The 26,170-nt window shown below is 24.7% G+C and carries 26 protein-coding genes; 19 read left to right on the top strand and 7 right to left on the bottom strand.

Features of this window, described 5'->3' with window-relative positions; translation table 11 throughout:
- The first annotated feature begins 41 nt into the window (after positions 1-41).
- The 3 genes from C7380_RS07160 (at position 42) to menA (ending at position 4,018) form a co-directional block, all read left to right on the top strand.
- Positions 42-1,925, top strand: coding sequence for an NAD(P)/FAD-dependent oxidoreductase (locus tag C7380_RS07160; protein ID WP_109604813.1), 1,884 nt, complete (start codon positions 42-44; stop codon positions 1,923-1,925).
- 47 nt (positions 1,926-1,972) lie between these two features.
- The gene (locus C7380_RS07155) at positions 1,973-3,001 is read left to right on the top strand and encodes a polyprenyl synthetase family protein (protein ID WP_109604812.1); all 1,029 of its coding nucleotides are present in this window, start codon (positions 1,973-1,975) and stop codon (positions 2,999-3,001) included.
- A 63-nt stretch (positions 3,002-3,064) separates the two neighbouring features.
- Positions 3,065-4,018: a 1,4-dihydroxy-2-naphthoate polyprenyltransferase gene (menA, locus tag C7380_RS07150; protein ID WP_109604811.1), complete on the top strand. Its 954-nt coding sequence runs from the start codon at positions 3,065-3,067 to the stop codon at positions 4,016-4,018.
- Between the two features lie 31 nt (positions 4,019-4,049).
- Here the strand turns inward: menA and C7380_RS07145 are convergent, their stop codons facing one another.
- Positions 4,050-4,808, bottom strand: coding sequence for a GNAT family N-acetyltransferase (locus C7380_RS07145; protein WP_109604810.1), 759 nt, complete (start codon positions 4,806-4,808; stop codon positions 4,050-4,052).
- A gap of 190 nt (positions 4,809-4,998) precedes the next feature.
- On the opposite strand from C7380_RS07145, the gene C7380_RS07140 reads away from it, so the two are divergent.
- The gene (locus tag C7380_RS07140) at positions 4,999-7,017 is read left to right on the top strand and encodes a methyl-accepting chemotaxis protein (protein WP_109604809.1); all 2,019 of its coding nucleotides are present in this window, start codon (positions 4,999-5,001) and stop codon (positions 7,015-7,017) included.
- Positions 7,018-7,041: 24 nt separating this feature from the next.
- On the opposite strand, the gene C7380_RS07135 is transcribed toward C7380_RS07140, so the two are convergent.
- Positions 7,042-7,569 carry a hypothetical protein gene (locus tag C7380_RS07135; protein WP_109604808.1) on the bottom strand — a complete coding sequence of 176 codons (528 nt, stop codon included), beginning with the start codon at positions 7,567-7,569 and terminating at the stop codon, positions 7,042-7,044.
- A gap of 135 nt (positions 7,570-7,704) precedes the next feature.
- Between C7380_RS07135 and C7380_RS07130 the strand changes: the two genes are divergently transcribed.
- From C7380_RS07130 to C7380_RS13505, 7 genes are all read left to right on the top strand, one after another.
- Positions 7,705-9,342 carry a dihydropteroate synthase gene (locus C7380_RS07130; RefSeq protein ID WP_109604807.1) on the top strand — a complete coding sequence of 546 codons (1,638 nt, stop codon included), beginning with the start codon at positions 7,705-7,707 and terminating at the stop codon, positions 9,340-9,342.
- 4 nt (positions 9,343-9,346) lie between these two features.
- Entirely contained in the window at positions 9,347-10,309 is a 963-nt protein-coding gene (locus tag C7380_RS07125) for a hypothetical protein (RefSeq protein ID WP_109604806.1), read from the top strand.
- A gap of 82 nt (positions 10,310-10,391) precedes the next feature.
- Entirely contained in the window at positions 10,392-10,541 is a 150-nt protein-coding gene (locus C7380_RS13510) for a hypothetical protein (RefSeq protein WP_158274832.1), read from the top strand.
- A 197-nt stretch (positions 10,542-10,738) separates the two neighbouring features.
- On the top strand, positions 10,739-11,032 hold the full coding sequence (locus C7380_RS07120) for a serine hydrolase domain-containing protein (RefSeq protein WP_109604805.1): 294 nt from the start codon (positions 10,739-10,741) through the stop codon (positions 11,030-11,032).
- Positions 11,033-11,315: 283 nt separating this feature from the next.
- Positions 11,316-12,239 carry an ABC transporter ATP-binding protein gene (locus C7380_RS07115; RefSeq protein ID WP_109604804.1) on the top strand — a complete coding sequence of 308 codons (924 nt, stop codon included), beginning with the start codon at positions 11,316-11,318 and terminating at the stop codon, positions 12,237-12,239.
- Positions 12,236-13,033: an ABC transporter permease gene (locus tag C7380_RS07110; protein ID WP_109604803.1), complete on the top strand. Its 798-nt coding sequence runs from the start codon at positions 12,236-12,238 to the stop codon at positions 13,031-13,033. The genes C7380_RS07115 and C7380_RS07110 overlap by 4 nt, the downstream gene beginning before the upstream one ends.
- 18 nt (positions 13,034-13,051) lie before the next feature.
- Complete coding sequence (locus tag C7380_RS13505) at positions 13,052-13,222, top strand: hypothetical protein (protein WP_158274831.1); 171 nt, start codon at positions 13,052-13,054, stop codon at positions 13,220-13,222.
- A 27-nt stretch (positions 13,223-13,249) separates the two neighbouring features.
- Here the strand turns inward: C7380_RS13505 and C7380_RS07105 are convergent, their stop codons facing one another.
- Positions 13,250-14,851 (bottom strand): hypothetical protein, encoded by a 1,602-nt coding sequence (locus C7380_RS07105; RefSeq protein ID WP_109604802.1) that lies wholly within the window; start codon positions 14,849-14,851, stop codon positions 13,250-13,252.
- Positions 14,852-15,133: 282 nt separating this feature from the next.
- Here C7380_RS07105 and C7380_RS07100 point away from each other — a divergent pair, with 282 nt between their 5' ends.
- The 8 genes from C7380_RS07100 to C7380_RS07065 all read left to right on the top strand — a co-directional run bounded on the left by C7380_RS07100 (position 15,134) and on the right by C7380_RS07065 (position 23,598).
- Positions 15,134-16,243 carry a hypothetical protein gene (locus tag C7380_RS07100; RefSeq protein WP_109604801.1) on the top strand — a complete coding sequence of 370 codons (1,110 nt, stop codon included), beginning with the start codon at positions 15,134-15,136 and terminating at the stop codon, positions 16,241-16,243.
- A gap of 27 nt (positions 16,244-16,270) precedes the next feature.
- Complete coding sequence (locus C7380_RS07095; RefSeq protein WP_109604800.1) at positions 16,271-17,173, top strand: ATP-binding cassette domain-containing protein; 903 nt, start codon at positions 16,271-16,273, stop codon at positions 17,171-17,173.
- Position 17,174: 1 nt separating this feature from the next.
- Positions 17,175-18,710, top strand: a complete 1,536-nt coding sequence (locus C7380_RS07090) for a hypothetical protein (RefSeq protein WP_109604799.1) — start codon at positions 17,175-17,177, stop codon at positions 18,708-18,710.
- Positions 18,711-18,851: 141 nt separating this feature from the next.
- A complete protein-coding gene (locus C7380_RS07085) occupies positions 18,852-19,526 on the top strand; it encodes a response regulator transcription factor (RefSeq protein WP_109604798.1) in 675 nt (224 codons plus the stop codon).
- Complete coding sequence (locus tag C7380_RS07080) at positions 19,514-20,704, top strand: HAMP domain-containing sensor histidine kinase (protein WP_109604797.1); 1,191 nt, start codon at positions 19,514-19,516, stop codon at positions 20,702-20,704. Before C7380_RS07085 ends, C7380_RS07080 begins: the two co-directional genes overlap by 13 nt.
- A gap of 92 nt (positions 20,705-20,796) precedes the next feature.
- Positions 20,797-21,687 (top strand): ABC transporter ATP-binding protein, encoded by an 891-nt coding sequence (locus C7380_RS07075; protein WP_109604796.1) that lies wholly within the window; start codon positions 20,797-20,799, stop codon positions 21,685-21,687.
- Positions 21,684-22,979 (top strand): ABC transporter permease, encoded by a 1,296-nt coding sequence (locus C7380_RS07070; protein ID WP_109604795.1) that lies wholly within the window; start codon positions 21,684-21,686, stop codon positions 22,977-22,979. Before C7380_RS07075 ends, C7380_RS07070 begins: the two co-directional genes overlap by 4 nt.
- Positions 22,948-23,598, top strand: a complete 651-nt coding sequence (locus C7380_RS07065; protein WP_109604794.1) for a hypothetical protein — start codon at positions 22,948-22,950, stop codon at positions 23,596-23,598. Before C7380_RS07070 ends, C7380_RS07065 begins: the two co-directional genes overlap by 32 nt.
- 50 nt (positions 23,599-23,648) lie before the next feature.
- Here C7380_RS07065 and C7380_RS07060 read toward each other — a convergent pair whose 3' ends face one another.
- The 4 genes from C7380_RS07060 to C7380_RS07045 are packed head-to-tail and all read right to left on the bottom strand — an operon-like array spanning position 23,649 to position 26,139.
- Positions 23,649-24,443 carry an energy-coupling factor ABC transporter ATP-binding protein gene (locus tag C7380_RS07060; protein ID WP_109604793.1) on the bottom strand — a complete coding sequence of 265 codons (795 nt, stop codon included), beginning with the start codon at positions 24,441-24,443 and terminating at the stop codon, positions 23,649-23,651.
- Positions 24,440-25,165 (bottom strand): cobalt ECF transporter T component CbiQ, encoded by a 726-nt coding sequence (gene cbiQ, locus C7380_RS07055; protein WP_158274830.1) that lies wholly within the window; start codon positions 25,163-25,165, stop codon positions 24,440-24,442. The genes C7380_RS07060 and cbiQ overlap by 4 nt, the downstream gene beginning before the upstream one ends.
- Positions 25,152-25,436 (bottom strand): energy-coupling factor ABC transporter substrate-binding protein, encoded by a 285-nt coding sequence (locus C7380_RS07050; RefSeq protein ID WP_109604792.1) that lies wholly within the window; start codon positions 25,434-25,436, stop codon positions 25,152-25,154. Before C7380_RS07050 ends, cbiQ begins: the two co-directional genes overlap by 14 nt.
- Positions 25,423-26,139 carry an energy-coupling factor ABC transporter permease gene (locus C7380_RS07045; RefSeq protein WP_109604791.1) on the bottom strand — a complete coding sequence of 239 codons (717 nt, stop codon included), beginning with the start codon at positions 26,137-26,139 and terminating at the stop codon, positions 25,423-25,425. Before C7380_RS07045 ends, C7380_RS07050 begins: the two co-directional genes overlap by 14 nt.
- Between the last annotated feature and the right edge of the window lie 31 nt (positions 26,140-26,170).

Genomic DNA, 26,170 nt, shown 5'->3' with positions numbered 1-26,170 from the left:
TTGGCTAGGGTAAGAAATATTTTTATATGAAAGGTGATATTATGAGTGATGTAAAGAAAATTGTTTTACTTGGTGCAGGGTATGGCGGAGTTTTAACAGCCAAAAAACTGGCAAAAAAATTTAAAAAAAGAGACGATGTTACAATAACTCTCATAGATAAAAATCCGTATCATACAATGCTTACAGAACTTCATGAAGTTGCGGCAAATCGTGTACCAGAAGATGCGGTAAGGATAAGTCTTGAGAAGATTTTCGCTGGAAGAAAAGTTAATATTGTTTTAGATTATATTCAAGAAATTGATTTTGAAGGTAAAAAACTTGTAGGTGATGTGAACACTTATGATTATGATTATTTAGTTCTTGGTTCAGGATCTAAACCAGCTTTCTTTGGATGTAAAGGTGCTCAAGAAAATGCATTCACATTATGGTCATTTGAAGATGCTTTAAGAATAAAGCAACATATAATGGATAATTTTACGAAAGCAGTTTCAGAAAGAGATGCAAAGAAAAGACAAAAACTATTAACTTTTGTAACTATTGGTTGTGGATTTACAGGAGTTGAAATGGCTGGCGAACTTGGAGAATGGGTTAAAAGACTATGTCAAGATTTTGATATAGACAGAAGTGAAGTTAAACTTTATATAATGGATTTACTTCCTAAACTTTTACCTATGCTCGATGATAAACTCATCAAAAAAACAGAAAATCGCTTGAATAAATTAGGTGTTGAAATACTTTTAAATTCTAATATAACTGAAGTTAAAAAAGATGGTGTAATAATAAATAATGAAAGATTTATAGAATCTGAAACAGTTATATGGGCAGCAGGTATTGAAGGTAGTGATATAGCTTCAAAACTCGATATAGAAAAGATAGGAAGAAATCGTGTTCAAACAGATGAAAATTTGAGAGCAAAAGGAAAAGAAAATGTATTTGTTGTTGGAGATAATATCTTTTTTATACCAGAAGGAGAAGAAAGACCAGTACCTCAAATGGTTGAAAATGCAGAACACTCTTCAGCTCTTGTTGCAAAAAATATAGTTGCCACAATAAACGGTGGGGAATTACTTAAATATAAACCGAAATTTCATGGTATGATGGTTTCAATCGGTGGACAATATGCGGTTGCACAGGTTGGAAGTGCTCAAAAACCTATGAAATTCACTGGCTGGATTGCAATGTTTATAAAACATTTTATAAATGTAATTTATTTCTTACAAGTAGCAGGATTTCATAAAGTATGGAATTATGTTATACATGAATTTTTCTCAGTTCCAGATAGACGTAGCTTTCTTGGAGGATATTTTGCTAAAAGATCGCCTAATTTTTGGTTATTCCCATTAAGGTTATTTGTTGGATATAAATGGCTTGAAGAAGGGATAGCAAAATTACCAAGAGTTCTTGAAAATCCAAGCGATATATTCCTTATACCTGCAAAAGTTGCGGCTACTTCAGGTGCTTCATGGGCAGATACGGCTACAGCAGCTTCACAAGTAGCAGAAGCGGCTACTTCAGGTGGAGCAGAAGCAGCAACATCAGCATGGGGAGCAGCATTACCAGTTCCAGAATGGATTCAAGGTATAGTTGATTGGTCTATGAATTTGATATTTTATTCCTCAGATGGAAGTTTTACATTTATGGCAACATTTTTCCAGACCGCTATGGTTTTTGCAGAAATAGTCTTTGGGATATTACTTATTGCAGGATTATTTACAGCAATTTCTTCACTTGCGACAGTTGCAATGGGAATTATGATATGGTCATCTGGAATGGCTCCATTTGAAATGTTATGGTATATATTCGGTGCTATAGCGCTTGTTGGTGGATCAGGAAGTACTTTTGGCCTTGATTATTATGTGTTACCTTGGTTAAAGAAAAAATGGAAAAAAGTTAAATGGGCTAAAAAATGGTATTTGTATACCTGATTTAGATAAAATAATAAAAGCGTGTTCATTATTAAAAGCACAAGAAAGTGAACACGCTTGTTTTTAATTCAAAAGATATAGAAATTGGTGATGAGATGAGTAAATTTTGGAAGGATTACCCTGATATTGAAAGGGAATTAGAATATGTTAAAGAAACTATGCAAAAAGTCAGCAAAAGTAGTGAACAATATTTAAACAATTCTTTTGATTATCTGTATTCAACAGGTGGAAAAATGTTGAGACCAGCTTTTTTAATAATTGGAAGCTTGTTTGGAACTAAAAATGTTGAAAATGCAGAAAATATACGTCAACTTGCAGCGGCTATAGAAATGTTACATTCAGCGACATTAGTACATGATGATATAATAGATGAATCATATCTTAGACGTGGTAAGGAATCCATACACTCTAAATATTCTAAAGAATATGCAGTATATATGGGAGACTATCTTTTCAGTCAATGCTTTTTAATGCTTTCAGAATTTGATATATCTCACACTTTACTAAAAGAACTTGCTAAAGGGATTTCAATGATTTGTAAGGGTGAAATGATACAAAATCAATATAGATACAATTTGGATATATCTGTTAGAAAGTATTTAAAAATAATTAGTGGCAAAACTGCTGCTTTATTTGCGGCAAGTCTTTCAGCTGGGGCAAATGAAACAGATTTAGATTCAAAACAAATAAAAAAAATCGCAAAAGCTGGACATCATATTGGAATGGCTTTTCAACTTACAGATGATCTTTTAGATTATAAGAGTGATGAAAAAACTCTTGGAAAAGAAGTACAATCGGATATTTTGAGAGGATATTATACTTTACCCATAATACTTTCATTGAATTCAGAGTATTCATCGGATATAAAAAAAATATTATTAAAAGATACTTTAAAAAAAGAAGATATTTCGCTTTTAATTGAATTAACTCAAAAAAGTGGTGCTATAGACAAAACAGAAGAAATGGCTGAAAGATATACTAAAAAAGCTATAGAGGATATACAAGGACTTCCAGATTCGAAAGGGAAAAATATTCTTCTTGAAATAATTCCAAAACTATTAAAAAGAAACTATTAAAATTGGTGATACCATTAAGGTATTACCTTTTTTAATATAATAAATCTTATGAGGTGTTTTTAAATGACTATAGAATCATTTTTTAAGGTTGTAGAAATACAGACAAAACTTGCAAGTGTTTTTCCTTTTATAATAGGAACATTATATTCTTATTATATGTATGGAATTGTAAAACCATTGAATATAATTATTATGTTTATATCTTTGATATGTTTTGATATGGCAACTACAGCAATAAATAATTATATGGATTACAAAAAAGCAATAAAAAAAGAAGGATATGGATTTGAACATCATAATGGTATAGTGAAATATAATCTAAAAAAAAGTGAAGTAATTACAACTATACTTGTTTTAATTATAATAGCTGTTTGTGCTGGAATATACTTAACCTATCTCACGGGTTGGATAACTTTATTCATAGGTGTAATATCTTTTATAACGGGAATATTATATTCTTTTGGGCCTATTCCAATATCAAGAATGCCTTTAGGAGAGATTTTTTCTGGATTTTTTATGGGATTTATAATATTATTTTTATCTGTGTATATAAACATCTATGATATGAGTCATATAAGTATGATGATAGAAAACTGGAATATAGTTTTAAACTTAAATATTATAGAAATAATAAAAATTTTTTTAATATCTATGCCACTATTTTTTTCTATATCAAATATAATGCTTGCAAATAACATATCAGATCTAGAAGAAGATATAGCTAATAAAAGATATACACTTCCGTATTACTTAGGAAAGAAAAATGCTTTAAATTTATGGAGAAATCTTTATTATATATCCTATGCAGATCTTTTAATATTAATGATTTTAGGATGGATGCCTTGGACTACAGTCATAGGACTTGCAACCATAATACCTGTAACCAAACATATAGGATATTTTATGAAAAAACAAACTAAAAAAGATACATTTATATATGCAGTCAAAAACCTTGGATTAATAAGTATATCTTATATAATAAGTTTAATACTTGGAATATTTTTCAAATCAATATAAAAAGACGACTGAGATAGGATAAAATCCAATCTCAGTCATTTTTTACCATATAATAATAATTATAAACAGTTTTATAACCAAGTTTTTCATATAGTTTAAAAGCCGATTCATTATCAGATAAAACTTGCAGATAACTCTTTCTATAACCTCTTTCTGAAGAATAATTGAGAATGAAATTCATAATATATTCTCCATGTCCCAATCTTCTAAAATCTTCATTTATAATTAAATCAAAAACACCAACAAATTCGCTTTCAAATACAGCCATTGCAATTCCAATGATATTTTCATTTCTTTTCAATATTATATATAATGATTCATTCAGCATTTTTTCAAACATTTTCTTTGCAGTAGATCTTTGCTCTAAATTTAAATTTTTCATATTGCAGAAGATTTCAAACCATTCTTCATTAAACTCTTCAAAATAAACAAGTTCAGAATCACTTTTTTCTTCAAAAGAAATATCATCATGACTTATATGAAGCAACTGTACATCTGACTTTCCAATAGGAGTATAATCATGAGATTCAAGAAATTCTTTTATATAATGAGTGCTGTCTGTCAATTTGAATATAGGTCTTAGATTCATTTTTTCATAAATACCTTCGCATTTTTTTAATTTATACTCTAAGTCATCGTTGCTATCATATAAAATATTTACTGAGTTTGCTCTTTTTGTAAAACCATTGGAAAATCTAAGAAGCCATCCATCCATATAGTACTCATTCAATGCCGGCCAGGCATTAAGTGTTACCTGCTCAAACTGTTGAATAAAGTTTTCTTTTAACATAAATCCTCCTTAGAATAATCATTAATATACATAAACAATTATAACACTATTAACATAGATTTTAATTCTCAAAAATAATTAATAAACCTTGAGTATACATAAATACAAAAAGAAATTAATGATTTATATCTTTTTAAGTAAATTATAGTATAATATATTTAAATTATGTTTGGATGGGGAGGAATATAAAATGGGTATAAACTTTAAAACACTCAATAAGAGAATCCTTTTTTTAATACTTGTTTCAGTAATTTCATCATTCGCTATTTTGGGGATCGTAATATCTATAAATGCTAAAAGAGAACTGACTCCATTGATAGAGGGATTTGTGAGTGAAGTTGTAAATGCAAGAGAAGATGAACTTGAGAACTTTGTATTGGCAAGAGTAGATGATTTAAAACTTCTTGCAAATTCAGATGAATTTATTTTAGAAGATAAACTTGGTATGATTAAAGAAATGAACAATTTAAATAAATACAGAGATAATATATACAATGATTTATTTTTTGTGAATAAAAATGGTAGGGGATTTACTGCAACGAATAAAGATATAAACTTAAGCAATATGAATTCATATACAACATATATGAAAAGCAAAAAAATGAATATAAGTAATGCTTATAAATCTTCATTCAACTCAAAAAATGTATTTGCAATTTTTCAAGAAGTAAGAAATGAAGATGGTGAAATTGCTGGTACATTGGGAGTAGAAATATCACTTGAAAAATTAAAAGATTTTACGCAAGGAATAAAATTAGGCAATGCAGGATTTCCTATGATTATAGATGGAACGGGAAAAGTTATGTATCATAAAGAAGAAAAATACATAATGAGCTTAAATTTAATGCAATCTCAAGAAAAAGGATTTTCTGGTTTGGAATCCATAGTGTCAGATGTAATAAGTAAAAATTCTGGACTTAATTTATTTGAAGATGAAAATGGGAATAAATACTTTGCTGCTTATAAAAAAGTAGATAATACTCCTAATTGGGTTTTTGCATTTTATATGCCAATAAGCCAGTTCAATGAAGGTGTCAGAGAATTATATAAAGGAAATACTTTTATAACCCTCATAATACTTGGTATTATAGTAGGAGTTTCATTCATAATAAGTAATTCGGTTTCAAAACCAATAAAAAAATTATCAAATATAGTTGATAATCTATCCGAAAAAAACTTCAAAGAAATAAATAAAACAGAAATAGATGAATATTTAAAGAGAAGAGATGAAATAGGATCTATATCAAAATCAGTAAATAAATTGGTTGATACTTACACAAATTTAATAAATGAATTAAGAGACTCTGCAATAACATTAAATGATTCATCTAAGAGCTTAAAAAAGAGTTCAGATATAAATCTAAACATGTCTAAAAAATCACTTGAAAAATCAGAACATATAAATGATAATATAGAAAATTCTTCATCTTCAATAGAAGAAGTCAGTTCAAGTGTTGAAGAAGTTGCGGCTTCAGCACAAACCGTGTCTTTATCGGCTCAAGATTTAAGCGATTATTCAAAAGATGTATATGAATCCACAAAAAATGGTGAAATAAGCATAAAAGAAATAGTTAAATTCATAAGAGATGCAGATAATCAATCAAAAGATACATCAAATATAGTAAATATAGTCTGGGAAAAATCACAAAATATAGGTGAAATAGTTGAAAAGATAGACAGTATAGCCGATCAAACCAACCTTTTGGCTTTGAATGCTGCAATAGAAGCAGCTCGTGCAGGTGAAGCTGGTAAAGGATTCTCAGTTGTTGCAGAAGAAATAAGAAAACTTGCAGAAGAAAGTAGTAAAACTACGGTTGAAATAGAAGGTATATTAAAAGATATAAAAGATGGAGTAAAATCGGCAGATGTTGCAACACAAAAAACTGTTGGAATAGTTGAAAATATATCAGAAAAAGCAGATTCAGTGGAATCACAATTTGCTCTAATAAGAGAGAAAATAATGCAAATAGATAATATGATAGAAAATCTCACAGCAACCAGTGAAGAACAAAGTGCAAGTACTGAAGAAATTTCAAGTGCGGTTGACACATCTTCAAAATCTATATACAGCATAAAAGAAGATATGGCAGAACTTCTAAAAACAATAGAAGAATCAGCTGAATCATCTGATGAACTCGAACAAAACAGCTCATATCTAAAAGAAATATCTGAAAAATTAAAAAACATAGTCGACACATTTAAAATATAAAAAAGAGGCTTAAAGCCTCTTTTTTTAATGTAATAAAGCTTTTATGACAATAATTCCAGAACCAATTGCAATATTTATAAACCCGACCTTTAAAGCCTTTTTCTTATCATTATACATATTCTTTCCAGTCAAATAACCATATAAAAACAAAGCAAATATACCACCTAATTTAGTCAATAAAAAAACATTCTTTCTACTAAAATCGAATATATGAGCCAATATAAATACTAAAGTTGGGATTTGAGATCCTATGATTACAGGAATTGTTTCTTTAAAAATCTCTTTAACTTCATCAAATATTAAACGTCTTTTTTTTACAAATAATGCGGCTATTATTTCCGAATAAAACTCTGCAATAACTATTGCAAAAGATGTAAAAATAATAGATAAGACAACTTGTAAAAAAGATGAATTAGTATTTTCTTCTACTATTATAAGTGCATATATAAGGATAGTACCATAAATAGATTTTGAAATAAAATTTTGATTATTAAGCTTCTCAGAAGATTGAATCTTATCTTCTAATTTCTTCTCTATAACCTTTTTTTTCATAAAACCCTCCTCCATAATAGTTAAAACTATTATAACATTAAATAATAATATTTACTTAAATCAAAAAATATATAAAAATTTGTTAAAATATTTATATAGATCTTAAAAATGAGATTCAAGGAGAAGTGAAAAATAATGTTTTTAGAAGATAAAATATATACATTAGAAGGATCAAATAAAATTATTCAAAATTCAGAAATATTAAACATTGAAAATCCAGAAAAAATAATTCAAGCCCATAAAAATAGTATAAAAAATGGTGTAGATATAATAAAGACAAATACATTTCAAGCTAATAAATTAAAAATTTCAAAAACAAAATATACAGTAGAACAAATAATAAAATCAGCTATTGAAAATGCCAAAAAAGCTAATGCAAAACATATAGCCATTAATATAGGACCTATAGAAAAAACAAAAGAATCATTTGAAGATTTTGAAATAATATATAATTTATATAAAGAACAAATATTATATGCAGAAAAGTATGGCGTAGATATGATATATATAGAACAAATATCTTCTTTAATACAAGCTAAAGCAGCTATAATAGCCTCAAAAGAAAATTCAAACTTGCCAATATTATGTAGTATGCAATTAAACGAAAATTTAAAAACTTCTAAAGGAACAGATATAATAACAATATCAAATGTATTGAGTTCATTAAAAATAAATGCTATTGGATTCAATTATTTACCAAAATCTGATGAGATTATAAAAATAATAAAAGAATTTTTAAAATATACAAATACACCTTTAATAATAAATCCAAGTATTGAAAATAATATAAATTTGAATAAATATGAAGAAATAATAAAAAAAGGAATTAAATTTATTGATAGTACTCATTTTATATCAAAAAATAAAACAAAAGAATTATGTCAATATATAAAAGACAAAAAATATAAACCAAATAATGCAGAAGAATATACTGCTACATCCTCTAATTCAAAAACAGTATTTCTTGGACAAGGTTTAAAATTGATAGGAGAAAGAATAAATCCTGCGGGAAAGAATAAATTACAAAATAGTATAAAAAATAAAAATTATGATGAAATAATAAAACTTGCTTTAAAACAAAAAAATGAAGGTGCTGATATACTCGATATAAACGTATCTGTCAAATCAACAAATGAAAAAGAAAATATGGTAAACATAATAAAATCAATACAAAGCACAGTAGATATACCATTACAAATAGACTCTATGAACTCTGAAGTTATAGAAAATGCTGTAAGAATATACAATGGTAAACCAATAATAAACTCTGTGAATGGAAAACAAAGCTCTATGGATAAAATATTTCCAATAGCTAAAAAATATGGTGCATTAATAATTGCCTTAACTTTCGATGATGATGGAATACCAAAAACCATTCAAAAAAGAGTTGATATAGCTGAAAAAATAATAAAAGAAGCTCAAAAATATCAAATAAATAAAAAAAATTTAATATTCGATACTCTCGCATTAACAGCTTTATCCCATCCAGAACAAACACAAAAAACACTAAAAGCATTAAAAATAATAAAAGAAAAATTCAAAGTATGTACAACACTTGGAATAAGCAATATATCATTTGGACTTCCATATAGAAAAGTCATAAATTCAACATTTCTTGCTTTTGCATTGACAAATGGAGTAGATGTTCCCATATTAAATACAAAAGATGAAAAAATAATAGAAACGATAAACGCCTATAAAGTACTGTATAATCAAGATAAAAATTCAAAAGAATTTATAAAAAAATATTCACAAAAAAATAATTGGAGTTGAAAATATGATACTAAGATTTATCGGATATCTTTTACTCACAATAATACCAATAGTTCTAATGATTGTAGAAATAGTACTTTCAAAACAAAGTAATATATTTATAAACATATCTGCAATTATAATGATAATAGGTATATTAATAAATATGATAGATGAGATAAATCATATATTATACAATTATTTTAGAAGTTTCTTTAAAGGATATATAATGACATTCTTTTCTGTAATATTTGGAACACTCATAGCATATTTCATAGAAAAAACAACTGGTATGGGAATAGTTACTTCTGCGGCACTCAGCGCTATAATAGGTAGTTTCATATTTCCAACTTACTCTGTTGCTTTTTATTCAGGATCTTTTATAAGTCTTATATCTCCTACATTACAATACGATTTTTATCATCTCTTACTTGCGAGTATATTAACCTCAGCTGTATTTATACTGACTTATGGAGTTTATGATGGATATGGAGGAAAACTTGGAGCAAAAGCATTTGCCGGGTGGTTTATTCTATCTGTAATATTTAAAATAGATATATATAACAATAAAGTACAAACAAATATATCACCACTATTAATATTCATAATAGCTTTTCTCTCCTCATACATAATATATAAAATACATGGAAGATATGATAATAGAACTGTGCTTTATTCAGGTATAATGAGTTTTATTGGAAGTATAATATTTTCAATAATATTTAAAGATAATACTTCAATAATACTATCAAAGGTACTCATGGCAGCTTCTTTTGCTGGAATGTCAAAAACTGAAAGAGTATATAATAACTATTATCAATTATTTATATCATTTTTTGTAGCATTACTTTTCTCATTTACAGCATCAAACTATGTTGGTGCTGGTGGAAAACTTGGAGCATTGGCATTTGGCTGTGTAATAGGAACTATGGGTATTATAAAAGCGGTAGCAAAAATACAATATATACTAAAAAATAAAGAGTCTTAAGACTCTTTATTTTTTTACCCTTGACTTTTACCTTACAGGAAAGTGTATAGTTGAAATGAAACATAAAAAAGGAGGATTTATAATGAAAAGAGATGATCCGAAATATTTTGAAATAAATACAGATGAACTTAATAAATTAGATAATATAATAAAAGAAGATTACTCCAATATAAATGGAATAGTTATGATAAAAAATGGTTATAAAATATACGAATTCTTTCTGCTATTTTAACTAAAACAACTGGAAAAAATGCTCGTGAATTTGCAAATGAAAATCTCTTTAGTAAAATAGGAATTAATACAATACCAGACAATAAAATACAAAATTTTGATTTTGATGAATTATTTGGAAAAAAATTAAAAGGATGGGCAAAAGATCCTAAAGGAAATTCAACTGGAGGTTGGGGCTTAAAATTAACTGCAGAAAATATGGCGAAATTTGGTTATTTATATATAAATAAAGGAGTATGGGATTCTCAACAAATAATATCAAAACATTGGATAGAAGAATCTACAAAGAGTAATTCAAATAATTATGGATATATGTGGTGGTTAGGACAAGAAAATAATAACCCAATATATTTAGCCATTGGAGATGGTGGAAACATGATATGTTGTATACCCTATAAAGACTTAGTAATCTCAATAGCATCTGAATTTATGATAAATCCAAAAGATAGATGGACTTTAATAAAAAATTACATATTAAATATAATAAACTAAAAAAGGAGAACAAATGTTCTCCTTTTTTTTGTAACCTAATTTTTACTTACACAAAAAATAAAAAAATCAATCTCATAAAAAACTCATCAATCAATGGTTTTAACTTATACAAAAAAATAAAAAATTGAGTTATAAATTAAATTTAACTAAAATCATAAAATAAAAATAGATTTTAATATATTTTTAGATGATGTATGTTAGTTTGCAAAACAATCAAAATATGATAATATAAAATTAATATATAGTAAATAAAATACTTATATAACTTTAGGAGAAGATATAAATGCTTGAAGTAATAAAAATAGAAAAAAATTTTAAAAAATTAAAAGTTTTAAAAAATATATCTTTCAATGTGGAGCCAGGTGAAATAGTTGGAATACTTGGAGAAAATGGAGCTGGAAAAACAACTATATTAAAAATAATAACTGGATTAATAATACAAGATGAGGGATATATCAATATAATGAATCAACCTTTAAATAAAAAAAGTAAAAAAAATTTAGGTCTTTTACTCGAGGGTGATAGAAATCTTTTTTTAAACTATACAGTAAAAGAAAATATAATATACTTTGGATCTTTAAATGGAATTATTGGCAAAAAATTGAAAGAAAATACAGAAGAATTGTTAAAAAAGCTAAATCTAAAAAATATTGAAAATAAAATAGTATCAGATTTATCTAGAGGAATGAAACAAAAACTATCTCTTGCAACAACCTTAATTGGAGATCCAAATATTATACTTATGGATGAGCCATTTCTTGGATTAGATTTGGAAAGCAAAGATATAATGATAAAAACTATAAAAAATTTATTAAAAGAAAAAAAATCTATAATCATAACGAGTCATGATATGGATATTATGGAAAAACTATGCCAAAGAGTTATCATACTCCACAAAGGAGAAATTCTAATAGATGAAACTGTAAATACATTAAAACAAGATTTACTAAATTCTAAAAGTTATACCATAGAATATAAATTTAATAATTATAATTTAATAAAAAATGAAATCCAAAAAAATAAAAACATAATAATAGAAAATTTTGATAAAAACAATTTCAGTTTTTCTGGGTATAAAGATAAAAATTTATTTTATGATGTAATAAATATTCTAAAAGATTTAAATGTAGAAATAATATCCTCCAAACAAAAACTTCCAGATCTAAAAGAAATATATTTAAATATTACTAAGGGGTATGAATTATGAAATATATAAATTTTTTAATTCAAGAAATAAAAAACGTTTTTAAAATTAATTTTATAAGATATAAAATGTATACATTTACAAACTTTGCAATAACTTATCTAATATTTGCGGGTATATTTAATGGAATAAATGGACTAAATAATAGACCATTAAATAACATAGAACAAACATTGTATATAATGGGGTATATGATGTGGATGTATACAATGTCAGGCATAAATCATCCTGCCAATGAAATACTTTATATGAGACAATCCGGAATACTTGAGAGATTATATTTAGGAAATTTTTCATTCATAACTGTTCTAAACACAAACATAATAGCAAATATAATAAATCAATCAATAAAAGTTTTTACAATAGGATTAATAGGCTTTTTAAGTTTAAAACCAAACATAAGTGTAGAAATAATACTAAAAAGTATTTTTATATTCATACCTACAATAATGGGAGTATACGGAATAGGAATAATGTCTTCAGCTTTAGTGTTAAAATTTAAAAGAATAGGACAATTAAATCAACTATTGAGTTATGCTTTATTGTTTATCAGTGGAATATTTATTCCTTTCTCAAAATTGCCATTAATCATTCAAATCATTTCAAAGTCTTTTACACTTGGACAAGGAGTAGAATTAATACAAAGTTTAATAATTAATGATAAAACAAATGTTTTTTTAAGTCAAGACTATCTCCTTTTGTGGATAATAGCTATATTTTGGATTTTTTTTGGAATTATAACATTTTTAATAATAGAAAAATCAGCTAAAAAGAAAGGCTCTTTAGTTGGATATTAAATAAATGGGGGGATTTAGATGAACACTTTAAATATAATACTTATAATATTCTTCACTGCTATAGCCATATTTTTTATATACAGAGGAATAATAGCTATTAAACAAAAAAGAATAACAAAAAAAGATTTCATAATTAAATTATTGATGTTTATAGCGATATTTTTAATCATTTTCTTTTTAACTAATTAAAATAGATAGGTGTATTTTATAATACACCTATCTATTCAATAAATTTAAAATGTTTAAAAAAGACTCTCTTTCAAAATCTTCGAAACACCAAAAAGATATATAACAAAAGATTCTATTCAGTTCAAGAAAATCAGCCATAACTTCTATATCCTCTTTCCAATTATTTTCATCATAATTGTTAAATAAATCTATCAAATTAAAATGAAATTTTATATTTTTATATCTTGAATAATTCCTTACAAAACCATCCATTAAAGATCTTTCAGTATTAGAAATATTCAAATATAAATAATAAAAATTATCTATGTTTAATTCATTGAATGTTAATTTTATCAAATCTTTTCGAGCTTTAAAAAATGGAATAGGCTCAAAAACAGCAATAAAAAAATCCATAAATATATAATTTGAACTAAAAAAATTAATTAAATTTGAATAATTATCTCTCATTTTATATATATCAGAGATATTAAAAAATTTTTCATCCAAAGACATATAAGTAAACAATATATTATTCCATAAATCAACTAAATTGTATTTTTTTAAAGAATAAATTGAAAATTTATCTTCTATATCAATTTTTATTAATTCACAATTTATACAGTTAGGATTAGAAGTCTTAAATTTTATATCATAAGACTTAATAATTCTTTTTAATGTATACGATTTTATAAAAGAAACTTCTTGATTAATAATCCTTTTTAAAGTATTTTTTGGAAAAGAACCATTGATTTTTAGAAATTTATTTAAAAAAGAAGATAAATGTTTTGTTGTTTTATAAGATTTTTTTTCTTTAGAAAAATATAATTTTTGAATATTATAAATTTTCTTATCAAAATAATCAGAACTTTTAATTTTATCTTTGTTTCTAAGTATTAAAGAAGAAATCTTATGAATATTTAAATTATTGTACTTTTTATAAACTTCAAATATAGTAAATAAATTATCAAAAATAATAGATATATTTTCATAATAAAAACTTGAATAAAACTCAAGATCTTCTGATAAATCAAAAATTCTCTCATTAGAAATATTCAATGAATACTGACAAGCTAAATCTAAACCTATTAATATAGCGGTTGGGTGAGGGTACTTTTTACCTTCTTCCGAGCCTTTTATATATAATGAAATTGCTTTTTTATAATTTTTTAAATTCACTTGCTTTCTTGCTTCGGCAAAAAGCTTAAAAGCCTTACTTGAAGACCTATTTTCATACTCTTTACTCCAACTTCTCAATTCTTTGACTTCATAAGTATTCAAAATACTATAAAAATTTTTCATTCCCGTATTTATAAAAGGTCTCAAATACCTTGGAAGTAAACAAAAATTTTGTCTTATTTCATTATACATATCCATCATTTGTTCATCTTCATTAAAAGTATTGTAAATATGGGCTTTTGTAAACAAAGCAATAGTTTTTAAACTTTTGTTTTTATTAATATTTTTAGAAGTTTCATTTAGAACTTTATTAATCTCTATTAATGAATTCTTTTCATCCAAAACCCACTTATACTTCAAACTCTTAAGAAAACTTTTAATCAAATAATCATCTTCATAGAAAATAAAAAAATTTAAAAAAGGAAAAGAAATAGAATCATAATTTAGAACTTTAAAAAGTTTTTTCAAATTCATTTAGCCACCTCTTAATATATAAGTAATTAATTTACAAAAAATTTACTTACATAAAAAATAAAAAAATAAAAAGTCTTAAACACTTTAATAAAAGATAATTTCAAAATAATAAAAAAAATAATAATTAAGTTAGTTAAAAATAGTTTTAATTTTTTAAAATTAAACAACTTTAAAATAAGATTAGATGATTATTTAAAAAAAATAAATTAACTTGCAAACCATATGATAAATGATAACATATTATTATAATAAAGTAAATATATTATTTTTGGAGGCGAAAAAATGAAAAAAACATTAATATTAATATTTTTGACAACGATTGCAACTATTTATGCTCAAAGTCTTGATATATTGATGTATGATTTTGATTTTCAAAATCTTTTAAAAAATAGTTCAAAAGAAGTTCAATACTTTGGTGATTTAATAAAAAGATGGAAGATGGGTACACAAGTACGATCTTTAGAAAATCTAAACTACACCGATGAAGAACAGAAAATAATAAATATTCTTGAAACTGCTAATCCAAAAGAATTTTTAAGTTTAATAAAGAGTACTAAAAGTATATTAAATGAAGACTCCAAAATAATAAATAGTTTTTATTTATACATAAATGGAGAATATTATAAAAATACCAAAGACTATATTCTAGCCAAAGACATATTATCCATATCTGAAAAATTAAATAATATAAATAATAAATTAACCCCAATAACTATATATTATAAAAACTATTCTGGGATTTATTCAGAAATTGTAGATAAAGAAACTATAAAAAATGAATTATTATATGGAATAAATGAATATCCAGAAAATAAAGAAATAGTAGAATTATTTGTATATTATTCTCATAAATATGATGATTTTGAGAATATAGAAAAGTTGTACAATATATATTCAAATTTTGAAAAGAAAGATGAATTAACTCTTTTATATATAGCAGATATATTTAAAGATATTTCTCAAAAAGAAAAAAGTAAAGAAATATCCTTAAATCTTATAAAAGATGAAAATGAAAATATAAAAAGAAATGCTTATACAATTTTAGGAGACATAGAAGATGATTTAAATATAAAAATAGAATATTATAAAAAAGCATCTGAATATTCTACCGATGATTGGGAACTTTTTAGAAAATTGGGATTGGCCTATTATGAAAAAGATAAAAAAGAATATTCTAATATGATTAGAGTTCTACTTCTTCAATCTCTCGATATTAAACCAGATCAAGAAGATATAATTCCAATAGTTAATGAATTAAGAAAAGAGTTAGTGATGGAAAACTTTATAAAATATTTTTTACCTCTGATTTTAATTGCTTTTATAGGCTTATGGTTGATATTTAAATATGAAAAAAAGAAAAAAGAGAAAGAAAAATATATAGATAAAGATTAATTATTAATAAAAATTTGGAGAAGTAAAATGAGACTTGAGACTATAAATTTAGAAAAAAATTATGGATTTAAAACAGCACTTAAAGAAACAAATATAACTTTTGAAAAAAATGGAATATATGGATTGTTAGGACCTAATGGAGCTGGCAAATCAACTTTGATGAAAATAATATGTGACATTATAAAACCAAGTTTTGGAGAAATATTGTTTGAAAATGATAATAAAAAAGGAAGAAAAGAATTAAAGAAAATTTTGGGTTATTTGCCACAAGATTTTGGATTATTAGATGAATTAAGTGGTTATGAATTTCTTGAATATCTTTCTGTATTAAAGGGAATAAAAAAAAGTGTATATAAAAAAAGAATAAATGATCTTTTAGTATATATGAATATATTTAATGTAAGAAATAAACCTCTTATAAGTTATTCTGGAGGAATGAAACAAAGAATAGGAATAATACAATCATTGTTGAATAATCCTAAAATTTTAATACTTGATGAACCAACTGTAGGTCTTGATCCTTCTGAAAGAAATAATTTTAAAAATCTTTTATCTGAAATTTCTTCAGAAAGAATAATAATTTTATCAACTCATATAGTAAGCGATATAGAAAATATTGCAGATGACATAATAATGATGGATGAAGGAAGTATTATAAAAGAAGATAATTATTCTAATTTTATAAAAAGTATAAAAGGAAAAATTTGGAAAAAGCAAATAAAAAAAGAAGATGAAAAAGAAAGAAGTATTATTGAAGATAATTATATTATAATTCAAGAAGTTAATAGAGGTGATTTTTTAGAGTTCAGAATAATTTCTAATAATGAAGTTAAAGATGCAGAAAAAATTTCTGATATTACTTTAGAAGATGCATATTTTTATTATGTTAAAAGTAAAAGTAAAATTTTTAAATTTATGAGGAATGATTGATATGAATAAAATAAATCAGATCCTCACTCTTACAAGATTAGAAGTCTTACAATTTTTAAGAAGTAAAAAATTTGTATATATAACTTTATTAACAATATTTTTTGGAATGTTGACTATAGCTCCAGATGATTCTCCAATACATATATTAAATTCTCATAAAAGAGGAATATATAATTCTGCATGGATAGGTTTAAAAATGGCATTATTTATAAATTCTTTTTTTTATTTGATTGCTTTTTTCTTTATAAGAAATACTATTTATCAAGACAAGATAAATAATTTAGATGTTTTTATTTCATCTTCAAGTATAGGCAAAGGTTCTTACCTTGTTTATAAACAATTATCAAAATTTTTTATAATGTTTATTATAACATTTATACTGATAATATCAGCAGGATTTATGCAATTATATAGAGGTGAAGACTTAAATATAAATGTCATTAATTTATTTAAAGTTTGGTTTTTTACTTCTCTTCCAGCATTATTTTTTATAGCTTCTTTATCAGTATTATTTGAATCTGTTAAATTTCTTAGAAATATATTTGGTGGAATTGTTTTTATAATTTTGGGACATTATTTATTGTACTATAGTCTAATTCAAGTAAATAATGTAAATATAATAAATATGGATGTTTTTGGTGTTGGATATTTTATCGATTATATGGGAGGATTCATACTATTAACAAATAGAGTTCATGGTACTTTTTTAATTGATAATGTAGTTATAGAACCATGCTATATGTATAGTAGATTGTTTATAATTTTTTTAGGGATTATAATATTAACAATATCTATTTTTTTGTTTAAAGGGATTAAAGATTTTAAACCATATAAGAAAAAGAAATTTGATTTTTTTAAAAATAAAATGACTCTTTTAAGAGATAGAGATTATGTGTTAAAAGATTATGATATAAAGAAATTTATAAATGATCAAGAGACAAAATATAAATTCAATTTTTTTCAATTGGTTTCAAAAGAAATTAATATAATTATTAATAATAAATATGCTTTGACAGTTTTAAATTTAATTTTCATTTTTTTTATTTTTATTTTTCAAAAAAGTGAAACTTATTTTTTTGTATATAATTTTAGTTTTTTCTTAAGCTATTTATATGTTTCAAATATAATTTCTAAAGAATATAAGACGAGGGTTCAAAATATAACTTTTTATATTAATAATTTTTCAAATAAACAATTTTTTGGATCTATATTAGCTGGTTTCATAGTTTTAAATTTAAGTTTATCTGGAATAATAATAAAAAGTCTTTTAGAAGCTAAATACATAGAAATTATATATATTATGATTATAGAATTTATGATTATAATCACAGCATATTTTTTTGGACTAACTTTTAAAAGTACTAATATTTTAGATATAATAGTGTTTTTCTTGGCTTATTCAGCATTTCAGCAAAAAACAGAAATAATATATATTTTGGAAAATAATAATTTTATATATTATTTATTATTTACCATAATTCTTATGTTTATCTCATATTTAATCAGAAGTTTACAGATAAGGTATTTTAAGGGATGATCATTTTTTATAGATATTTTGAATGAGCGATAGTAATTTTACTTTATAGTAGTGAATTATTCACTACTATTTTTTTTAAAAAAAATTTGATAAAAAGTTGAATTTTTACTATTATAATTGTATACAGAGGAGGTGTTTTTTTTGAAAGAAAAAATTTTAATTGTAGATGATGAAGAAGATATATTGAGTATGATAAAAGATTATTTAGAGATAAATGATTATGAAGTAATTACAGCTTCATGTGGGAAAGAAGCTATAAAGAGATCTGAAAATAACCCAGATTTGATACTTTTGGATATTAATATGAATGATATAGATGGATTAGAGGTTTGCAAGAGAATAAGAGATTTTGTATCTTGTCCCATAATATTTTTAACGGCAAGAGTTCAAGATAGTGATAAGATAAAAGGGTTTGGTGCTGGTGGAGATGATTATATAGTTAAACCTTTTTCTATTGATGAGCTTGGAGCAAGAGTATTTGCTCATTTGAGACGAGAAAGAAGAAAACAAAATATTTCTAAGGTTAAGTTTGAAAAAGGATTGACTATAAATTATTCGGAGAGAAAAGTTTATTTTAATGATGAATTTATAAGTTTTGCAAAAAAAGAGTTTGATATAATAGAACTTTTATCTCAAAATCCAGGACAAATATATGACAAGGAGCTTATTTATGAGCGTATATGGGGATTTGATAGTGAAGGAGATAGTTCTGTTGTTGCAGAGCATATAAGAAGAATCAGATTTAAGTTGAACTGTTTTGATCTTAAAGAGGTTATTGAAACAGTTTGGGGAGTAGGATATAAATGGAATGGTTAATTTCTAAATTTAGTAGGATGTCTGTAAAATCACATTTTATATTTTATACATCTACATGTATTTTGATAGCATTTTGTTTATCTCTTATAAGTTCGAGTTTATGTGATTATGGAGTAGAGCTTATTTTTTCTAAGTATCAAAAGGGATTTGAAAAAGATTTAAAAGAAGGTGAAATTGTTTTAAATAATGGTTCTAAATTAGAAGGTATGGTTTATTTTTATAAGAAAGATCTTATTTCTTTTTTTTCTAAAATGGATAAATTTTTTTATGATGTTTTAAATATTTTAAAGAGTTTTTTGATTCCTTTTTGGTTTTTAATTTCAGTGATTTTTGCATCTGTAATTTTTTATAATAAATTATTAAAGCCTAATTTTGAGATTTTGGGTATTGCAGCGGATAATATATCTAAAAATAACCTTGATTTTGAAATAAAATGTAATAATGATAATGAGTTTGGTGATTTATGTTGTTCATTTGAAAAGATGAGGTATACTCTTCAAGAAAATAATTATGAGATGTGGAGAATAATGAATAATCAAAGAAAAATAAATGCAGCTTTTTCTCATGATTTAAGAACTCCGTTGACAGTTTTGAAAGGTCAGAATGAAATGTTATTGAAATATATTCCAATGAATAAAATCTCTGTTGAAAAGACAATTGATGTTTTAAATACTATGAAAAACCATATAAATAGACTTGAAGATTATACCAAAACTATGAATAAAATACAGAGTATAGAGAGTATTGAAATAAAAAAAGAAAAAATTTATATGAAAGATTTGATAAAAGGAATGAAAGAAACTGCTGATATATTATGCAAAAATTTTATTTTGAATTTTACAAATAATATTGAAGATGAATTTATTTTTGGAGATTTTTCAATGATAATGCAAGTTTATGAGAATATTTTATCTAATTCTATTAGATTTTCGAAAAGTACTATAAATATAATTTTAGATAATGAAGATTATTTTAAATTAACTATTTCAGATGATGGAGAAGGTTTTGTTAAAGATGATATTTTAAGTGTTTCAGATCCATTTTATTCTTCTAAAAAAGGTAAAGAGGGTATTCATTTTGGTATAGGTCTTTATATATGTAAGACTTTATGCGAAAAGCATGGAGGTTTTTTAAAAATCTATAATAATGATGGAGCTTTTGTAGAAGCTGTATTTTAAGATTCGGATTTATCCGAATCTTTTTTTTGTAGATAAAAAGTTGATAATTTTATTTTAAAATGTTTTTAAAGATGAATGAAAGGAGACATTTTATGTCAGAAGATAAAATAATTATAAAAAATTTGAACAAATTTTATGGAAAAAAACAGGCTTTAAAAGATATAAATTTATCTATTGAAAAAGGAATGTTTGGACTTCTTGGAAGAAATGGAGCAGGAAAAACAACTTTGATGAGAATTATAGCTTCAACTTTGACTTATACAAGTGGAGATATAGATGTTTGTGGAATTAATATAAAAAATGTTAAACAGATAAGAAAGAATATAGGGTATTTACCTCAAGATTTTTCTATTTATCCTTCTATGAAAGTTTATGAATCTCTTGAGTATCTTGGTTGTTTATCAAAAATTTCTACAAAAGTATTGAATAAAAGAATCGAGTATATGCTTGAAAAAGTTAATTTGATAGAAGAAAAAAATATGAAAATTAAAGCTTTATCTGGTGGAATGAAAAGAAGACTTGGTATAGCTCAGGCACTTTTACATGAACCTAAAATTTTGATAGTTGATGAACCTACTGCAGGATTAGATCCAGAAGAGAGAGTGAGATTTAGAAATCTTTTGAGTGAAGTTTCAACTGATAGAATTGTAATTCTTTCTACACATATAGTTGGAGATATAGAAGCTACATGTGAAAAGATTGGCATTTTAAATGAAGGTAGTCTTTTATATAATGGAAAAGTTGATGATTTAATAGAAAAAGCTAATAATAAAGTTTATAAAATAACTACTAATAAGAATGAATTACCAATTCTTAAGAAAAAATATAAGATAACTGGAATGCATACTTCTGGAGATAAAGTTATTGTTAGATTTATATCTGAGAGTTTGGTAACTGATGCAGAGTTATGTACTCCTAATATAGAAGATGCTTATATGTTTTATTTGGATAAAACTACTTCAGGAAATGGAGTTGAAGTATGATGTTGTTTAAAAAAGAGTTTAAAAAGATAATCTTTTCTAAAACATTTTTAGCTGTTTTGATTTTGACTGTAATAATGATTCAAGTTCAAGGAGTTTTTAACTTTAAAAATCATGAAATAGAAAAACCTATTTTTGGTCAAGAAGATTATGGTTCGAATTATGAAGAAATTCCAGAAATAATAATGCCTGCAGCTTTGGAATCTTTATTTTTTGAATTTTCACGTAATAATTATACTGCATATCCGATTGGTTTGTATAAAAATGTTAAGTTGAGTAGTGAAAAGATAGAAAGAATGTCTGAAATAATATCTGATATTACTGGAATTTCTAAAAAAATTCTTTTGAGTAATGTTGAAGATGAGAATTATAAGCAAAATAATATAGTTTTTGATAAAGATTCTATTTCTAAAGATAATAAAGATAGTTTTTCTATATATATTCCTAAAAAAGATGATACTTATGAATATATATATGATAATCTTAATCCTAAAGATAGTATTACTTATGAAGAATTTTCAAATTATATGAATGAGGCCGATGATTTAATAGGTGGAGGTTCTAAGTATTCTGATGTTTATATTAAAAGATTTGGTGTTGTTGATAAGAGTTATGAAGAAGCTTTAGAAGATTATAATTATATTAAGGAAAAAGATAATTTTACGGGAGCTTATTCAAGATTATTTAGTGATTATATGGGAATAATAGCTTCTTTTATACCTGTGTTTCTAGCTGTTTCTATTTCATTGAGTGATAAGTATTCTAAAGTGCAAGAATTGATATATACCAGAAGAACATCGTCTTTTAAATTGATTTTTTATAGATATTTTGCTTTAGTTTTGTCTTATATGATTATTGTTATTGCTTTATCTTATATTTCAAATATTCCTACATGGGGTTTGTATAAAGGGTTTGAATTGGATTATTTTGCAGCTTTGAAATATGATTTTGTATGGGTGTTGCCAACTGTTATGGCTTCTTTAGCTGTTGGAATGCTTTTAACGGAATTAACAGAGACTCCCATTGCTATATTAGTTCAATTTTTTTGGCATTGGTTAGATTTAAATTTTGGAGTTGCTTATATGGAAGGTGGCTTTTTGAAGTATTCTTTGATACCTCGTCATAATGAATTGGGAAATTCTAAGATTTTTTTTGATAACTTAAATACTTTATATTTTAATAGAGTTTCTTTATTTTTATTGTCTATAATTTTAGTTTTTGTAACTGTTTTAATTTATGATTTGAAGAGAAGGGGGATAATTCATGGAATTAGATTATTCAGAAAGCACTCCTGAGTTCTTCAAAAGGTTATTTATTATTTTAAGAATAGATTTTAACAATACTTTTTTAAAAAAATGTTTTATTTCAATTATTTCTATTTTTTTAACTCCTGTATTATTTGGGATTTCAAATTTAGATAAAGAGGCTTCTGCTATACCTCTTGAGATGTTTGTTTCTCTCATGGGTATTTTGATTTTAGCTAATCTTTTTGATTCAGAACAAGATAAAGAAATATATGAACTTATTTCGTCAAAGCCGTTTGAATTGTATTTTATTTATATAATAAGAGTTATATATTCTATTATATATTTAATTATTGTTTTTGGACTTTTTTTATATTATATGAAATTTAGAAATTGCGATATAAGTTTAGTTCATTTTACAGGGACACTTTCAAATGCCTTGTTTTTAGGAGGGCTTGGAATGTTTTCATCTGCGATTACAAATAATTTTATTTTTTCATATATGATACCTTTGATGTATTATCTTTTAAATTTTTCTGGGAATAAATTTTTGAAAAGTTTTTTTCTTTTTTCAATGTCTAACGGAGATTTTAAATTTAAATTACCAATTTTAATATCTGGTATACTTTTGATAATTTTGGCAATAATAATAAAAAAGAATAATAAATAAAAATAACAATAACAAATAATCATAAAAGTCAGATTTTTAAAGTCTGGCTTTTATGATTTTAATATGTTTTCTATGAATTGATCTTTATCTATTTTTATATGTTTACTTATTTCATTATAAGCCTTTAATAATAATGGTATATCAAGATTACATTGTTTTATTAAATCTTTATTTTCAAACACTTCATCGGGAGTTCCTTGTGTTTCTATTTTACCATCTTTCATTATAAAAATTTTTTCAGCCCATTCATAAGCAAAGTTTACATCATGTGTTGAGATTATTATGGTATTATTTTTTTTGTTCAATTTATTTAGTATATTTATCATATTTTTTTTATTCTTGGGATCTAACCAGACTGTAGGTTCATCGAGTATAAATATATCAACTTCCATAGCTATTATATCTGCAATTGATACTCTCTTTTTTTGTCCATAACTTAATAAATGACATGCTCTATCTTTTAAGTCTATTAAATTTAGTTCATTTAAAGCTTTTTCGGTATTTTGAATTATTTTTTGCTTTTCTAAACCCATATTCTTGGGTCCAAATGATACTTCTTGAAATACTGTATTTGCTATTATTTGTACTTCCGGATCTTGAAAAACCATTCCAATTTTTTGCCTTAATTTTATTAAATCTTTTTTTGAATGATTTATTATATTGTTTTCGAGTATATAAATTCCTTTTTCTGGTTTTAATATTCCATTTAATATTAAGAATAAAGTTGATTTTCCACAGCCGTTTTCTCCAAGAAAGGCTACTTTTTCTCCTTTTTGTATTTTTAGATTTATTTTATTTAAAACTTTTTTATCATATGAAAATTCAATATCTTTTAATTCTATCATATTATCATTCCTAAAGAAATTATTGATATAAACCATATAATTGAATATATATAGTTTTTTTTGTTTATTTTGTATTTTCTTTGCATAAATTGGATTTGATTGCTTATTGATCGACTTTTTAATGCCATATCAGCATTTAAACTATGTCTTAAACTTTTATTGAAAGTTTGCACTATTAAAAGCGAAAGTGAGTTGAAACTTGTCTTATAATTTTTGTAACCTGATCGACTTTTTTGAGAAATGAATATTTCTTGAGAAAATTTTATTAAAAGAAATATATATCTATAGGTTAACATAAATAATTCTCTGAATATTGAAGGCATTTTAAATTTTTCCATTATTATATCCATATCATTCATGGGAGTGCTTATTATAAAAAAATATGTACAACTTATTGCAGAAAAAACCTTTAAAATAAGATTTATAGAGTATTTTAAATTATTTTTTAATATTGATATTTGTTTGAAATCAAAAGATATTATTAAAGGGATGATCGATAAAATAACGAATAAAAATGGTATAGAATAAAGTTTTAAAAGACTTTTTAAATTTAATTTTATTTTTAGAATTAAAATTGAATTCATTACTATAAATATTAATAATGAAATGAAATGTTTATCCATAGTGATTGTTATTATAAGTGTTCCCATGGAGAATAAGAATTTCTCCATGGGATGAGTATTTTTTAATATATTTTCATATGATAGGTTATTTATTATCATTCTTTTTACCCTTGAAATATCCAAGAACATATCCAAGGATTCCAGCACCTATTGCAGCTTGAAGAGAAAATAACAAACTTTCTGTTTCTCCTCCTGGAGGGGCTATTAAATTTTCTGCCCAAGGTTCATAATTTGGATTTATTTGAGCTATTGTTTCTTCTGCTAGACCATCTGCACCACCAAATTCAGAATTTTTTATTGTTATTAATGGAAATATTATTATGAGTGCAACTATTATTAAAAGAAATATATTTTTTTTAATTTTGCTCATTAATAATCACTCCTTTATCTCTTTTTAAAAATCTTTCTGGCAGTGCATTTATTACTACTACAGTTAATAATCCTTCTGCTATTGCAAGAGGTATTTGTGTTACTGCAAATACGGATAAGAATTTTACAAGGCTTGCCCAAAATCCTCCAATTGGATCTGGATGTGCAAGCGCAAGTTGTATAGAGGTTATACAATAAGTTATAAGATCTCCAAGTGCTGCGGCCATAAAAATTGCAAATTTTTGATTTTTCTTTTTTAAAGATTTATATACTAAAAAAGAAATTATAGGACCTACTACAGCCATTGAAAAAGTGTTTGCTCCAAGTGTTGTAAAACCTCCATGGGCTAATAATCCAGCTTGAAATAATAATACTATAAAACCAAGTACAGTCATAACGAAAGGTCCAAATAAAACTGCCCCCAAACCAACTCCAGTAGGATGAGAAGAACTACCAGTGACAGAAGGCATTTTCAATGCAGATAATACAAAAACAAATGCACCAGATAATGCAAGCATTAATTTTGTTTCTGTACTTTCTTTTGTTATTTTACTTATGTCTACTATACCTTTATACATGAAAGGTATTATAACAATCCACCACCCAACAGCCCAACCAACAGGAAGAAATCCTTCCATTATATGCATCGAAAAAGCTAAACTTGAAATGCCTAAAATGGAAAGTGTGATAAAAACTTTTTTCATAAACTTACCCCCTTAAATAAAAAATCCCATA

Origin of the sequence: Oceanotoga teriensis, from assembly GCF_003148465.1 — a bacterium.
Classification (GTDB): domain Bacteria; phylum Thermotogota; class Thermotogae; order Petrotogales; family Petrotogaceae; genus Oceanotoga; species Oceanotoga teriensis.
This window is presented reverse-complemented; position numbering and strand designations above follow the sequence as displayed.

Bases quoted from the DNA above. Each gene is read 5' to 3' on its own strand.
- C7380_RS07160 (WP_109604813.1), top strand. From the start codon at position 42: ATGAGTGATGTAAAGAAAATTGTTTTACTTGGTGCAGGGTATGGCGGA.
- menA (WP_109604811.1), top strand. From the start codon at position 3,065: ATGACTATAGAATCATTTTTTAAGGTTGTAGAAATACAGACAAAACTT.
- C7380_RS07145 (WP_109604810.1), bottom strand. From the start codon at position 4,808: ATGTTAAAAGAAAACTTTATTCAACAGTTTGAGCAGGTAACACTTAAT.
- C7380_RS07140 (WP_109604809.1), top strand. From the start codon at position 4,999: ATGGGTATAAACTTTAAAACACTCAATAAGAGAATCCTTTTTTTAATA.
- C7380_RS07135 (WP_109604808.1), bottom strand. From the start codon at position 7,569: ATGAAAAAAAAGGTTATAGAGAAGAAATTAGAAGATAAGATTCAATCT.
- C7380_RS07130 (WP_109604807.1), top strand. From the start codon at position 7,705: ATGTTTTTAGAAGATAAAATATATACATTAGAAGGATCAAATAAAATT.
- C7380_RS07125 (WP_109604806.1), top strand. From the start codon at position 9,347: ATGATACTAAGATTTATCGGATATCTTTTACTCACAATAATACCAATA.
- C7380_RS13510 (WP_158274832.1), top strand. From the start codon at position 10,392: ATGAAAAGAGATGATCCGAAATATTTTGAAATAAATACAGATGAACTT.
- C7380_RS07120 (WP_109604805.1), top strand. From the start codon at position 10,739: ATGGCGAAATTTGGTTATTTATATATAAATAAAGGAGTATGGGATTCT.
- C7380_RS07115 (WP_109604804.1), top strand. From the start codon at position 11,316: ATGCTTGAAGTAATAAAAATAGAAAAAAATTTTAAAAAATTAAAAGTT.
- C7380_RS07110 (WP_109604803.1), top strand. From the start codon at position 12,236: ATGAAATATATAAATTTTTTAATTCAAGAAATAAAAAACGTTTTTAAA.
- C7380_RS13505 (WP_158274831.1), top strand. From the start codon at position 13,052: ATGAACACTTTAAATATAATACTTATAATATTCTTCACTGCTATAGCC.
- C7380_RS07105 (WP_109604802.1), bottom strand. From the start codon at position 14,851: ATGAATTTGAAAAAACTTTTTAAAGTTCTAAATTATGATTCTATTTCT.
- C7380_RS07100 (WP_109604801.1), top strand. From the start codon at position 15,134: ATGAAAAAAACATTAATATTAATATTTTTGACAACGATTGCAACTATT.
- C7380_RS07095 (WP_109604800.1), top strand. From the start codon at position 16,271: ATGAGACTTGAGACTATAAATTTAGAAAAAAATTATGGATTTAAAACA.
- C7380_RS07090 (WP_109604799.1), top strand. From the start codon at position 17,175: ATGAATAAAATAAATCAGATCCTCACTCTTACAAGATTAGAAGTCTTA.
- C7380_RS07080 (WP_109604797.1), top strand. From the start codon at position 19,514: ATGGAATGGTTAATTTCTAAATTTAGTAGGATGTCTGTAAAATCACAT.
- C7380_RS07075 (WP_109604796.1), top strand. From the start codon at position 20,797: ATGTCAGAAGATAAAATAATTATAAAAAATTTGAACAAATTTTATGGA.
- C7380_RS07070 (WP_109604795.1), top strand. From the start codon at position 21,684: ATGATGTTGTTTAAAAAAGAGTTTAAAAAGATAATCTTTTCTAAAACA.
- C7380_RS07065 (WP_109604794.1), top strand. From the start codon at position 22,948: ATGGAATTAGATTATTCAGAAAGCACTCCTGAGTTCTTCAAAAGGTTA.
- C7380_RS07060 (WP_109604793.1), bottom strand. From the start codon at position 24,443: ATGATAGAATTAAAAGATATTGAATTTTCATATGATAAAAAAGTTTTA.
- cbiQ (WP_158274830.1), bottom strand. From the start codon at position 25,165: ATGATAATAAATAACCTATCATATGAAAATATATTAAAAAATACTCAT.
- C7380_RS07050 (WP_109604792.1), bottom strand. From the start codon at position 25,436: ATGAGCAAAATTAAAAAAAATATATTTCTTTTAATAATAGTTGCACTC.
- C7380_RS07045 (WP_109604791.1), bottom strand. From the start codon at position 26,139: ATGAAAAAAGTTTTTATCACACTTTCCATTTTAGGCATTTCAAGTTTA.